At 44.0% G+C, this 13,032-nt stretch carries 14 protein-coding genes; 9 read left to right on the top strand and 5 right to left on the bottom strand.

Annotation, left to right across the window (positions count from 1 at the left end; all coding sequences use genetic code 11):
* Positions 1-26 precede the first annotated feature (26 nt).
* Entirely contained in the window at positions 27-917 is an 891-nt protein-coding gene (locus tag ACED48_RS00175; RefSeq protein ID WP_017057616.1) for a LysR family transcriptional regulator, read from the top strand.
* Positions 918-1,109: 192 nt separating this feature from the next.
* On the opposite strand, the gene ACED48_RS00170 is transcribed toward ACED48_RS00175, so the two are convergent.
* Positions 1,110-1,313: a hypothetical protein gene (locus ACED48_RS00170; RefSeq protein WP_017057615.1), complete on the bottom strand. Its 204-nt coding sequence runs from the start codon at positions 1,311-1,313 to the stop codon at positions 1,110-1,112.
* 232 nt (positions 1,314-1,545) lie between these two features.
* Here ACED48_RS00170 and ACED48_RS00165 point away from each other — a divergent pair, with 232 nt between their 5' ends.
* The 3 genes from ACED48_RS00165 to ACED48_RS00155 all read left to right on the top strand — a co-directional run bounded on the left by ACED48_RS00165 (position 1,546) and on the right by ACED48_RS00155 (position 4,050).
* Entirely contained in the window at positions 1,546-2,994 is a 1,449-nt protein-coding gene (locus ACED48_RS00165; RefSeq protein ID WP_017057614.1) for an AlkA N-terminal domain-containing protein, read from the top strand.
* 25 nt (positions 2,995-3,019) lie between these two features.
* Positions 3,020-3,502: a methylated-DNA--[protein]-cysteine S-methyltransferase gene (locus tag ACED48_RS00160; protein WP_017057613.1), complete on the top strand. Its 483-nt coding sequence runs from the start codon at positions 3,020-3,022 to the stop codon at positions 3,500-3,502.
* Between the two features lie 161 nt (positions 3,503-3,663).
* Positions 3,664-4,050 carry a hypothetical protein gene (locus ACED48_RS00155; protein WP_017057612.1) on the top strand — a complete coding sequence of 129 codons (387 nt, stop codon included), beginning with the start codon at positions 3,664-3,666 and terminating at the stop codon, positions 4,048-4,050.
* Here the strand turns inward: ACED48_RS00155 and nhaD are convergent.
* The gene (gene nhaD, locus ACED48_RS00150; protein WP_017057611.1) at positions 4,047-5,486 is read right to left on the bottom strand and encodes a sodium:proton antiporter NhaD; all 1,440 of its coding nucleotides are present in this window, start codon (positions 5,484-5,486) and stop codon (positions 4,047-4,049) included. The two genes, ACED48_RS00155 and nhaD, sit on opposite strands and share 4 nt — an antisense overlap.
* 378 nt (positions 5,487-5,864) lie before the next feature.
* On the opposite strand from nhaD, the gene ACED48_RS00145 reads away from it, so the two are divergent.
* The 3 genes from ACED48_RS00145 to ACED48_RS00135 all read left to right on the top strand — a co-directional run bounded on the left by ACED48_RS00145 (position 5,865) and on the right by ACED48_RS00135 (position 8,066).
* Positions 5,865-6,602: a nucleoside recognition domain-containing protein gene (locus ACED48_RS00145; RefSeq protein WP_017057610.1), complete on the top strand. Its 738-nt coding sequence runs from the start codon at positions 5,865-5,867 to the stop codon at positions 6,600-6,602.
* Positions 6,602-7,069, top strand: coding sequence for a YjiG family protein (locus ACED48_RS00140; protein ID WP_017057609.1), 468 nt, complete (start codon positions 6,602-6,604; stop codon positions 7,067-7,069). Before ACED48_RS00145 ends, ACED48_RS00140 begins: the two co-directional genes overlap by 1 nt.
* Positions 7,070-7,679: 610 nt before the next feature.
* Positions 7,680-8,066 (top strand): MAPEG family protein, encoded by a 387-nt coding sequence (locus ACED48_RS00135; RefSeq protein WP_017057608.1) that lies wholly within the window; start codon positions 7,680-7,682, stop codon positions 8,064-8,066.
* A gap of 126 nt (positions 8,067-8,192) precedes the next feature.
* Here the strand turns inward: ACED48_RS00135 and ACED48_RS00130 are convergent, their stop codons facing one another.
* The 3 genes from ACED48_RS00130 to ACED48_RS00120 form a co-directional block, all read right to left on the bottom strand.
* Positions 8,193-8,846, bottom strand: a complete 654-nt coding sequence (locus ACED48_RS00130) for an START domain-containing protein (protein ID WP_017057607.1) — start codon at positions 8,844-8,846, stop codon at positions 8,193-8,195.
* A gap of 167 nt (positions 8,847-9,013) precedes the next feature.
* The gene (locus ACED48_RS00125) at positions 9,014-10,054 is read right to left on the bottom strand and encodes an acyltransferase (RefSeq protein ID WP_017057606.1); all 1,041 of its coding nucleotides are present in this window, start codon (positions 10,052-10,054) and stop codon (positions 9,014-9,016) included.
* Positions 10,055-10,176: 122 nt separating this feature from the next.
* Complete coding sequence (locus ACED48_RS00120) at positions 10,177-11,133, bottom strand: AEC family transporter (protein WP_017057605.1); 957 nt, start codon at positions 11,131-11,133, stop codon at positions 10,177-10,179.
* Positions 11,134-11,293: 160 nt separating this feature from the next.
* Between ACED48_RS00120 and ACED48_RS00115 the strand changes: the two genes are divergently transcribed.
* Together ACED48_RS00115 and ACED48_RS00110 are read left to right on the top strand one after the other, a co-directional pair.
* Positions 11,294-11,887, top strand: a complete 594-nt coding sequence (locus tag ACED48_RS00115) for a TetR/AcrR family transcriptional regulator (RefSeq protein ID WP_017057604.1) — start codon at positions 11,294-11,296, stop codon at positions 11,885-11,887.
* 250 nt (positions 11,888-12,137) lie between these two features.
* Positions 12,138-12,986: an alpha/beta hydrolase gene (locus ACED48_RS00110; protein WP_017057603.1), complete on the top strand. Its 849-nt coding sequence runs from the start codon at positions 12,138-12,140 to the stop codon at positions 12,984-12,986.
* Positions 12,987-13,032 lie beyond the last annotated feature (46 nt).

Raw genomic sequence — 13,032 nt, 5'->3', positions numbered from 1 at the left:
GCAGATTTATTACAGAGATGCATTTGATGGATGTGAAAGTATTTAGAACCTTTCTTGAGGTTGCAAGAGTACGCCATTTTGGGCGTGCAGCAGAAAACTTGTATTTAACGCAAGCCGCAGTGAGTGCGAGAATTAAACAGCTAGAAGGCTATTTTGATACTCAGCTTTTTATTCGTGACCGCAACAATATTAAGCTTACTTCCTCTGGTGAACGTTTGATTGGTTATGCTGAAGTGATGGTTTCTACCTTACAACAAGCTAAATTTGAGCTGTCGTTGGAAAGTGGGAAAGCCTTGCAGCTAACGTTGGGTGGCACGCCGAATATTTGGGATGCGTATTTACAAAACTGTTTGAGTGTTGTGACCGATTCCTTGGGTGGCTACGGCTTTATGGCAGAGGTGATGGGGCGTGAGCAGCTCAACCGTCACTTGTTAGAGCGAACCTTAGATATGGCTTTTGCTTTAGATCAGATCAAAGCAGAAGAGCTAAACTGTAAAAAAGTCGCAGATTTGGTTTTGGTGCTGGTATCAACGCAACAGGATGATCTGGAATCTGTATTCCAACATAAATACGTTTATGTCGACTGGGGAACGCGTTTTGGTTCTGAACACGCAGAGCGTCACCCTAAAGTACCGGCACCGTATCTACGTACTTCGACAGCCCGCATTGCCCTGGATTTCATTTTAGAGAAAGGCGGCAGTGCGTATTTGCCAGTATCTCTAGTTGAGCCTTTTATCGACTCTGGCCAGCTACACAAGGTGAAAGGGGTTGAAGACTGGTATCGCCCAATTTACCTGAGTTACCGTAAAAGTAGCACTTCGGTTGACGCGATCATGCAGGTCGAGAAATTGGTTAATGAGATTGACCCATCGACTGCATATACGTTGCAACAAGCCGCTGAACAAGCGCCTGAATAGTAGTATTCATTTGTTACTATGCTGATAAAATAAAAAGCTTATTCTATAAAAAATGGCTCTCAAGAGAGCCATTTTTGTTTTTAAACCAGTTTAAGCCTGGTATCTGTAACCTATTCCAAGGCACCTAGTTATCACGGTGCCAAGTTTTTTAAAGCATCATGTTCTAAAATCGCTATGCTTTCTTTCAAGGAGCTACAGGTTCATTAAGTTCTCAATGGACTCTTCAAGAGAGTGAGACAGATATGAATGAATCTGATTTCCATCGGTTGCGTCTATTTCAATCTTAGAAATCCCGTTGCTCGCTTTATCTTCAAGAAAGCTGAGAGATTGTTCAACTGATTGACTGGTGAGAACTTGTTGGTTTGATAAAACAATACGACACGTGTGCAAAACCATAGCCTTTTTCCTTTTATTCGATAAGTCTCTACATCTTGGCGTGCTAAGTACTTATCGTTGACGTTGTGAGAAGAATACCTTCTCTAGGTTAAATTTAGTCTAATTGAATAAAATTAAAACTTTTTTTGTGATTTATCTGACCTTAGCTTCCGAAAATGGCTAGCGACAATGGCAGTTCACGGTAAACTTTTAGTTATCAGAATGAAGGTTATGATTAACGGGAAAGTACGACATGTCGAAAACTATTCATCACAACAGTACATTAACGAGTGAGCAATGCCATTTAGCTCGTTATGCACGAGATGCTCGTTTTGATGGGATGTTTTTTACTGCGGTGAAAACCACGGGCATTTTTTGTCGACCTATTTGCCCAGCAAGCCCGCCCAAAGAAGAAAATGTCGAATACTTTTCTCATCAAGCTCAAGCTTTGAAGGCGGGGTATCGCCCTTGCTTACGTTGTCGCCCAGACAGCGCGCCTTTCTCTCCAGCATGGAAAGGGGTTGAGACTACCTTTCTGCGAGCTATGCAATTAATCGATAACGGCGCACTGAATTCAGGATCAATTGTCGACCTTGCTACTCGATTGGGTATTTCAGATCGTTATCTGCGAACCCTATTTGACAATTACATCGGGGTGTCACCGAAGCAATATAGCCTTTATAGCCAATTGATGTTTGCCAAGCAGTTACTGCATACCAGCAGCATGAGCATTACCGATGTGGGCTTTGCGAGTGGTTTTAATAGCACGCGCCGCTTCAATGATGCCTTTCTAAAAGAGCTGAAGCTTTCGCCAAGTCAAATCCGAAGAGCCAAGCCAAATAACAGCCTAAGTAATCATATCCAGTTAAGTTTTCACGGCCCGCTGGACTGGAACTATTTGTTGGCTTTCTATCGACGACGAATGATTGAAGGCTTAGAAGAAGTAGGCGAGGACTATTACCAGCGCACGGTGAATGTGAACGGTTCGAGGGGCTGGTTCAAGGCCACGCTAGTGACAGAGAGCCGATTAGATATTGAATTTGAGTTGGGCGATATAAGCCAATTAAGAAGCTTGATTGCTAACATTCGACGTATGTTTGACCTAGATGTCGACATTGCAAAGGTCGAAACATTTTTTACCACTATCGATCCTACTCTAGTCGCTAAAAGTGGTATTCGTATCCCTGGAGTATGGAGTGCTTGGGAGGCTGGGGTCAGAGCTATTCTTGGGCAACAAGTCTCGGTCACCGCAGCGATTGGCCAACTAAATTTGTTGGTGCGTGAGCTTTCTGGCTTACATGGGGATACTGATACGCAAGAGTCTGTTGATTCACCAGCGCCTGTCGATTCACAGGAGCCGTTTGGAATACAAGACAAAGCGTATTTCCCAACACCGCAACAGATAGCCGATGCAGATGTGAGTTTCTTAAGAATGCCGGGAAGCCGCAAGGACACCCTCAAGCGTTTTGCCGAATACATGGTAAACAACGAAGCCGAGCATCCTTCTCAGTGGATTGACCTAAAAGGCATTGGACCTTGGACGATTCAATATGCGTTGCTTCGAGGCTTAAGTGAACCTAACCATTTGCTAGTGGGCGATTTGGTGGTAAAGAAATTTATCGAGCATCGTCCTGCCATTAATGCACAAAGCGTGTCGCCATGGGGCAGTTACGCCACATTCCATTGTTGGAATCAATCTTAATCGGAATACTAAGCTAGGAGATATCATGGCTAATCGTTTTACTTATTATGAGAGCCCGTTAGGCATCATTACTTTGCAGGCCAATGAGCAAGGTTTGCTTGGCGCTTGGTTTGAAATCCATACCACAAAGCCAGATCAGTTGGGTATTCAAGATGATAGCTTTCCGATCTTCGAATTGGTTGCTGAGCAACTTAATCGTTATTTTGCTGGTGAGGTCATTCAGTTTGATGTGCCGATCGCTGCGAAGGGAACTCCGTTCCAGCAATCGGTTTGGCAAGCGCTCACGACAATCCCTTATGGAGAAACATGGAGTTATGCCCAATTGGCTGACGCGATTGGTAACCCGAAAGCGGTGCGTGCGGTTGGTTTGGCGAATGGCAAAAATCCAGTGTCAGTGATTGTGCCGTGTCACCGAGTGATTGGCAAAAATGGTAAGCTGACAGGTTATGCGGGCGGTGTCGAACGTAAACAGCGCTTGTTGGTGATTGAAGGAAGAGAGGAAAGTTAGAGGATTCTTCTATAGGGATTTTTGTTGACGAAACCCTGTCAATCAAAGCTGTAGAACAAGGGGTATTCAAGTGGTAACTTCGCAATAAAATTGTCGTTTTCTGGAAAATCCTTGTTTGGTTGCATATCCTTTTATCATGTGCTTTAGGCAAGGATGCCCAAATGAATCGCTATCAATCACTTATGTTCAGCTGCAGTAGCGTGTTATTACTGACAGGTTGCTTAACGGATACCACTCGCCCTTTCGAAGTACCACAGTTGGTTTTGTTCACAGGTATGTATGAAAATGCTGACAGCGACAGCTATCTGCTTTTTGAGTCGGGGAAAGTGACCTATCAAACCACGGATAACACGGTTACACGCAGTTATAGCGTCGACGATGATTTGGTCATCATTGAATTAAATTCCGGAAGCAGCCGAACTGATTCAGACTTGGTGATGCGAGTTCAGCATCAAGGTGAAGTACTTACCTGCAATATGTGCCCAGCAATACAGTTAAGCAATGTCTGGACACGAGTTGAGAAGCCGCAGAAAGGTCCATTGAATTAGAAAAGGCCACCATTCAACCACAAGTGAGCAGCAATACTGGCCACGTAGCCAATCATGATCGCTGGCATCCACTTCAAATGACCAAAGAAGGTATATTTTCCGTGTGCCGCCCCCATTAATGCCACGCCCGCCGCGCTACCAATCGATAATAAGCTACCGCCAACCCCTGCCGTTAAGGTAATCAATAACCAGTTACCTATCGACATTTGAGGCTCCATTGATAACACCGCAAACATAACCGGAATGTTGTCGACAATCGCGGACAAGATCCCCACCATGATATTGGCCCAAATTGGATCCCATTGGCTGTACATTACTCCAGAAGCAAGTTCCAAATACCCAAGCAGACTTAAACCACCGACACACATTACGACGCCGTAGAAGAACAATAATGTGTCCCACTCGGCATGAGATACTCTTCTAAATACATCAAATGGTACGACTGAGCCTAATCGCTTGAGTGCGCCTTCGTCGTTGTTGGCAATCGCCATCGCTTTTTTCTGGGCGAGTGAGTTGGGTAAGGTTTTACGCAAGTAATAACCAAAGAACTGAAGATAGGCGAGGCCCATCATCATACCCATGACGGGAGGAAAGTGAATCACGGCGTGGAAAGCGACAGCTGTGGCAATCGTCATGATGAATAAAAATACGATCCTTCTTGCTCCACGTTTTAACTCGATATGTTGGTGCACGGTATCGGGCTGAGTTGTGGGAACGAAATATGACATGATTAAGGCTGGAACCACATAGTTCATGACTGAAGGAATAAATAGGGGAACAAACTCGCTAAAACTCACGTAGCCTGCCTGCCATACCATCAGCGTTGTGATATCCCCAAACGGACTGAATGCGCCGCCAGCATTGGCTGCTATCACGATATTCACACAGGCAAGGTTTACGAATTTTGGATTTGACCCTGCAACCTTTAGAACGACGGCACACATTAATAAAGCGGTGGTGAGGTTGTCGGCAATCGGGGAGATAAAGAAGGCCAGAATACCGGTTAACCAAAATAGAGATCGGAAGTTAAAGCCTTTACCTACCATCCATGCCTGAAGTGCATCAAACAGCCTTCTTTCTTCCATTGCGCTGATGTACGTCATCGCGACCAACAGGAAAAGCAGTAATTCGGCGTATTCGAGTAAGTTATGTTCGAGTGCTTGTTTAGCCACCTCGGTGAGGTTGTGTTCTTGGTAGGTGAAGCCAATGATGATCCAGATGAGACCAGCAGCAAGTAAAACGGGTTTCGATTTCCGCAGTTTTAAATACTCTTCCATCATCACAACGACGTAGGCGACAACGAAAATGGTCAGGGATAGGTAACCAACAAATGAGTTGGTGAGCTTGAGAGGTTCTCCTAACTGAGCAGTAGCAGCGTCTGCCACAGTAGAAAAAAATAAAAAAGAGAGAACAACTGAAAGCTGGATACCTAGCATGGATTACGCTCCGAAGTTAATGAGTTATTAACACGCGTAAAAGCGTAGACCTAAATAAGTTCGTGGGGTGTGATAGATATCTTAATAATTCAATAGATTATGATTAAAAGATTGCCTTAGCTAAGCTATCGATAGGGCTTCGTTATTTATGTACAGCTAGGTTATTGGTGTGGTTTTTGTTGGTTTTTTATGTTGAGTTATTAATTTATTTTGGTTTTTGAATCTGGCTTTAAATTTAAATCACAGTTTTATGTTTCGCTATTGATATTTAGGGTGAATTTATATGCTATTTGATTTTGGTCATTAATCGTCGAATCATTAACTTGCACTATCTATATGTGTTTTGTTCCACATAAACGAAGGCATATAGAGGTTCCTATGACTAATCCAACACAAAACCATCGTCCAACTACGGTTGGTAGTTACATCGCACTCGCTTTTGCGATTGTGTTCTTTTCCGGATTCATGCAGTCAAATGAATGGTATGGGGTGTTCGATTTTACAACGCTCAACGGTTCATTCGGTAAGGTCGCTTACGATGTGAGTGAATCGGCTGATGGTATTCAAGCGGCAACGACGTCACTGCGAGGCAAAGGCGGAAATGGTGCTCGTGACGGTTTTATTTTTGCTTTGACACTTATTCCGACCGTGATGTTTGCACTGGGTATGATCAACGTACTTGAGCACTATGGTGCACTGGATGCGGCTCGCAAACTATTGACACCTCTGCTTCGTCCTCTGATGGGAATTCCGGGCAATTCAGGCTTGGCACTGATCGCTTCGCTGCAAAGTACCGATGCTGGTGCTGCGATGACGAGGCAGCTGAAAGACGAAGGGCATCTGACTAAGCGTGAAACCGATGTGTTCACCATGTTCCAGTTTACGGCGGGTGCGGCGATCGTTAACTTTTTCTCTTCAGGTGCAGTGCTGTTCACGTTGACAGCAATGGACGGCTCTCTTGCTGTCACTTCATCAATTGGTTTAGCTGTTGTCGTGATATTTATCTTTAAGTTTGTTGGTGCGAACCTATTCCGAATTTACCTCAACATTACTGAAGGCAAAGAAGACAAACCAAAATCAGACAAAGAACAAAAACTGAAAGAGGAAGTAGCATAATGAGCGAAGTTAAAGCAAAGAAACCAATGGTGACTGATATTTTCGTTGAAGGCGCTAAGAAAGGCTGGGTAATTGCCACTACTTCTACGGTACCGAATGTTCTAATGGCATTCGTCATCATCAAGGCATTACAAATCACAGGTGCACTGGATCTGATGGGCACTGTGTTTGCGCCTATCATGGCGGTATTTGGTTTACCTGGCGAAGCGGCTGCGGTACTGATTGGTGCGTGGATGTCGATGGGCGGGGCTGTTGGTGTGGTTATCACGCTGTTTGACCAAGGTATCTTGAACGGCAACCATATCGCTATTTTGGCGCCTGCTATCTACTTGATGGGCTCTCAGGTGCAGTACATGGGCCGTATCATGGGACCAATTGGTACTGAAGGTCGTTACATTCCAGTGATGATCGCGATTTCGGTATTGAATGCTTTTGGTGCAATGTTCTTGATGAACATTATTTTGTAACGTGATTTCTAGATCTTTTTAGACGTAACAAAAAGGAAACCCCGTTTGGCCTTCACCAAACGGGGTCTATTCTTTTTGTAGCCATCCTGCTACTGCGCGTTACTTATCTTTCAATAGGTAACCAATGCTCCCTGCATCGTTCCTTGACCTGGTTAAATCCTTTAACCTATCCAATTCATCGCCTTCCTAGCGGTGTCCTTGCTAACTCATCATCCCGATAAGTGACTCTATCCTAGAGCATAACTTCCTTGCTGATAACTCATCCTAAGTCATCAAACCTTCATCCTGAAGATACCTAATCCGTTAGGCTTTTTCCTGTTCCTGCCAACTCCCTGTCGACACGTACATTAGACACTCTTGAGGCTTTGTTCGCAATTGAGTTGAAGAAGTAAATGAAGACGTTAACTGAAAGAAATATGCGTCGACTCATACAAAACAAGGGGTTGGGGTTGTTTTTTAGGAAACTTCTGCGAAGCTTAGTTGTGATATCTTACTTCTGTGTAAGAGATCTCTCACAGGTGTTAGGGCATAAATACCACGACGTGTTTACCTCAACAGTGAATCTATGGGTAAAATACGCCGAATAAACTCCAATTTATAGGGATAGATGATGATTACAGCACTTTACGCAGCTTTGCTGACAGTATTAATGATATGGCTGGCGATCGAAGTTATTAAGCAAAGGCGTATTAATCTTATCGCTCATGCTGATGGCGGTGTTGAGTCGTTGCAGGTAGTACGCTCAGCACAAAGTAACGCAATGGATTACATTCCAATTACGGTAATCTTAATGGGCTTCCTAGAGATGAATGGTGCCAGTGTATGGTTTATTCATGTGCTTGGCGTCGCGTTTTTATTAGGGCGAGTGATTCATGCAAAAGGGATTTTGGCGAAGAACTTGAAAGGTCGAAAAGTGGGGATGGTGCTAACGCTTATCTGCATGATCTCTTTGATTGTCCTAAACTTAGTTTACCTACCTTTTGATAAAATGTTCTAGGGAGCATTATGGCATTGCGCCTTCCTCCTGCTTGGGCGATTGTCCTCGCAGGCTTGATACTGAACGTCTTGGTGCCTATCTTAGCTCAAAATATAGCCCTAACTGACGTTAACTAGACCTGTATCGTTAGCGAGGCTCGTTTGGCAGGTTCGGGTGTTGTTGGCCTTGGTACTTTGGTAGCTGCTCTTTCAACCCTTTAAACGTGCTCAGTGCACTGCTAATCGATAACTCATTCATTAGCCAGTTAGGTAAGATGCCTCCTGCGTTCGCATAAGCGGTATAGGTGATGTAGGTATTGCCATTGGTGAGAGGCTGTAGGGTCCACAAGGCGTCGATGTCGTACATTCGAATATACCCTGCCTCTTTAGCTAAATAGTTCGATGCATCTTTAATAGATAAGACAAACTGCCCATCCTCCACTCTGTATTTCGAGTAGGTCACCATGTCTCTATCTTGGGCTGGCCATGGCGCTTTGAATTGGGTATAGACGATGTTTTCCGCGTCAGAGATCTGCATCAAGACGCGGCTGTTCGACACGTTATCTATCCAATTTGGTACGTTCTCACTGTCTTCCAATAGCAACAAAAAACCAGAATAAGTGGTGGGCGTTTGCATTTGTGCTTGTATCTCTACCAACCCCGCAGTATGTGGTCGTTTGTGAATGATAATGCCATCTTCACTTTTTACAAATATCCATGGTAATTCGGTGGTTGCAAATACTATTGGACTAAAAAGTAAAATACAGGTGATAAAAATGGTTAGTCTGTGTAGGGGCTTCATTTTTCGTCCTGAAAAAAAGAAAGGCTATAACTAAATTATAACCTTTGTGGCATTAATGCGAACATTAGATGCTGACTTTTGGGTGCTTCATTTTAGCTTAGATAATGATTTGCTTTAGCTTAACCTCAGCCTTGAAGCTGCCATTTGAATTGACGTGAAAACAAGCATTAACGTAATAGCCATCGCTTTAGTGGTGTTTGTTCGATACCAACAACTAGCATGAAACTAAGCATAAAGGTACCGAAGAATACAATGCTATCTTTGGCTAATCCCGTGATACCTAATATTCCACAAACATTGAACAGTAAGATAATGATCAGTAGATGGCTTACATAGATACCCAACATACGGTTTGAGATAACACGAACCCATGCGTAGTCGCCGATGTTTGGATTAGCGAGAAGCCACATAAACACACCCATCCCCCAAAAAACTGTACCCAATAAGAAATCGTGAATATTAAAGGTGATATCAAATTGGGTTAGCCATGCAGCCTCAGCAAAGTGAATTAGCATGCCTAACGCTAATAATCCCAACGCTTTAGCTGATGATATTTTCCACTGATGCTGTCGAATGAGGAAACCTAAGGTCACCATTAACGTGCTAAAGAACGGACCGTTACGCGTGAAGAACGGCGCGCTTAGATCGGTTAAACTCGCATAGCTGCCCGCCAACACACCATAAACATAAAGCAGAATAGCCGCTGGCAATAGCAGTTTGTCGAGTTTCATCTCAACCATTAAGGCGATGATCAAAACGGCACACACAAGAGCGGGAATAAACCACAAATGCACCAATCCACCCTCTAAGAAAGAGTTAAGTGGAGTGTTCATTAAAAAGTCCCAGTAGCCTTGGCGTTCGCCTAAGTAACCTAACTCTTCAACCTTAGCGAGATTGAATGGCATGACTAGGCAAATGACGCTCCAAATCAACCAAACTTTGAGTAGTGGTTTGGAGTAGTTGATGAAGGTTGTCCAAGGCGATGCGGTGAGCTTAGGTTGAATAAGATAGCCGGAAATAAGGAAGAACAGAGGCACGGCGAAGCGAGCTGCCTGGTTGAGCACATAACCAATCCATGGCACTTCATCTATTTGCCAATAAGTCAGTGCCATCTGGCCGTGTAAGCCAATGATCGCCAAGATAGCAACCACTCGACCCAACTCGATACTGGCGATGCGTTGTGAAGACGTATGTTGAACGGAAGACATATCAGATTTCTAAGAAAAATTTCGTAAAATCTAACAGCCTTTATGTGGAATCAGTTAGTCCTAAATCAAAGGTGGAGGCCTTTGATTTAAGGCTTATGTTTATTTTTTGAAGCCTGTCGCAGCTATATTAAATCCATTGCTGTTAATACGAATATACCAAGCGTGCAAGTGATAAGTGAAACGACAGTGGTTAGCGCGATAATATTGGCAGCCAACGTTGAGTTTCCGCCCATCGCACGTGCCATAACATAGCTTGCGGCAGCGGTTGGTGCTGCGCTCATCAAGAAAATAAGGCCAAGATCTAATCCTCTAAAACCGAAGAATAGGGCAGTAAGCGTGATCACTAGCGGAGCCAAAACCAGTTTGTATCCGGTAGAGAACCAAGTCGGGCCCTTATCTTTTTTCAGCGAGCGAATATCAAGCGATCCTCCCGTGCACAAAAGGGCTAACGGTAAGGTCATATTAGCGAAATATTGCCCAGCATCAGTCACCATTTTCGGTACAGGAATTGATAGTAAGTAGAATAATACACCTAAGGCGATCGAGATAATCAAAGGGTTTTTGGTGAGTGTTTTAACGATGACTTGAATGGCTTTGTCACCCGACTCTTGGCCCTTTGGAGTGAGCGCGATAACAGCCTGAATATTATAGAGAACCGTCAAGGAGGCGACATAAAGAGCAGCGAGCGCGACACCATCGTTGCCGTATATATTGGCAACATAAGCAAGCCCAATAATAGCGGTGTTGGCGCGAAAGCCACCTTGCACTATCACACCTTGGTCTTGAGGCTTTTTAAAGGCAATTTTAGTGCTGATAGTGGTGAACACGAAGAAGGCAAGGTTAGCTAACAAGCCAAAAATAACGAGCTTTCCACTTGCGGCAAAATCGTGGTGAGACTGAACAATACTGAGAAATAACATCGCGGGTAGAGTGACTTGAAACACCACCTTGGATGCGACATCAATGAAGTTGTCATTGATTAAGCCAATTCGCTTGAGCACCACACCAAGAAACAGCATTAAACAGATAGGGCCTGTTACTGACGCCGAAAACGCAAACTGTTCCCAAAGTGTGTTCATTCTTTTTCCTTTGTTAGTCGATTTCAATTTCCTTTGAATATTGTCGCATTTTTCCACAGTTCTTTGATAAGAGAAATTAAATCCCAGTGGTAAAGCAAAAAACTTGAAAAAAAGTACGAACGTGCTAAAAATAAACCATCAGATTTATTATTGGTGAATAATGAGCAAAGGAAAGATAACCAAAGAGTATATTTTGAGCCATGCATTCGCACTTGCAAGTGAAAATGGGCTTGAGAGTTTAACGATTGGTGAATTAGCCAAGCAGTGTGGCATGTCTAAGAGTGGATTGTTCGCGCACTTCAACTCTAAAGAGAACCTGCAGCTCTCTGTACTCGAGTATTCCAACGCCATATTCACTGAAAGAGTCATCATTCCCGCGCGAGAGTTGGGGGATGGTGATATTGAAGCGAAACTAAAGCAGCTGCTCGACAATTGGCTGGGTTGGAATCATTCATTTCAAGGTAGCTGCATGTTTATTGATGCATGGAAAGATGCGGGCAGTGAAACCTCTGTGATTCAGAAAGCGCTGCAGAAAACGATTTCAGTGTGGATTGATTACTTGACGATTCAGATTGCAAAAGCGGTTGAGAGTAAACAGTTCAGAGCCGATTTAGACCCTAAGCAGGCAACCTTTGAGTTATACGGTCTCTACTTGAGCGCGAACTTGTTTTACTCCTTACGGGGCCAACAAGCGAGCCACACTCACTTTTGGAGTGGTGTAGAACGTTTAGTCGCCAGCTGGGAAGCGGTTTAACTCGTAAATCACTTAGTTCGCAAACCACTTAGTTCGCAAAACATAGAGTTCGCAAAACATAGAGTTCGCAAAACATAGAGTTCGCGAAGCATGTGAGCTTTGCTTATCTAAAACCTGAAAATTTGAAGAGAAGTGGTAGTAAGCAGCTATAAAAAGCTCTGCGCCATTTTTTACACCAACAAATAGCACGGTCGTTCGTTTTTATGGCCGAGCTCGATAAGCCAATGATATGGCGATATAAGGAACGGTCATGAGTGACAAAATCTACTTCAATACATCGAATAAATTCAGCTTCAAACGCAGCCTAATTGGTGCGACAACGAACCTGCATTATATTCTAGCGCCGAGCCATGCAAAGAAAACAGCGCGTAAACTGCTGCTCACACCAATGCGTACAGAGCAAAAAAACGCCGATCCACAAGGACTGATCAAAAGTGAGATCAAAGGTCGAGATGGCGTTTTAAAAACCTACTCTTTGGGCACTGGTCCAGTTTGGGTGCTTACTCATGGTTGGTCTGGTACCGCGAGTCAGTTCTTTCCTCTGATGGAGCATATCGCGGCTAAAGGTTTCACGGCTCTAGCTTACGATCACCCCGCGCATGGTGGCAGCGATGGCGTACATGGTCATATTCCTGCATTTGTGAACGGCCTTGAAACTATTCTCGCTTCGGTGGGTGAGGTAGCAGGTTTGGTCGGTCACAGTATGGGCACTGCTTCTGCGTTGGAATGCAGGCACGTTAAATTAGAAAACCAGCCGTTGTTGTTGATTGCACCTGTGTTGAATTATCTAGAAAATTTATTTGAGAGTGTGGCTCGTTCTGGTTACTCAATGAAGCTGTTTGAGGCAGTCGTGGGAGAAGTGGAAGAGCAGTTTAATTATCCACTTCAGTCTGTCGACCCTTATGGGAAGCTAGCACTTCGTAAATCTCAGACGATTATTGTACATGATGAGAAAGACAAGTTTTCGAAGTTTGATGTGTCTCAGCGTGCGGCTAATGAAATGGATTGTATTACCTTGATTGCGACTCAAGGCCAAGGGCACGGTCGAGTGATGAAGTGCCCACAAGTATTCGAGAGCTTTGATAACTTGATTGGCTAAGCTTAACGAGCGTAAGTCAGCGGAGCGCCAACTAAGAGAACAAATC

The sequence above is a fragment of the Vibrio sp. 5S239 genome (assembly GCF_041439575.1).
Lineage (GTDB): Bacteria > Pseudomonadota > Gammaproteobacteria > Enterobacterales > Vibrionaceae > Vibrio > Vibrio kanaloae.
This window is presented reverse-complemented; position numbering and strand designations above follow the sequence as displayed.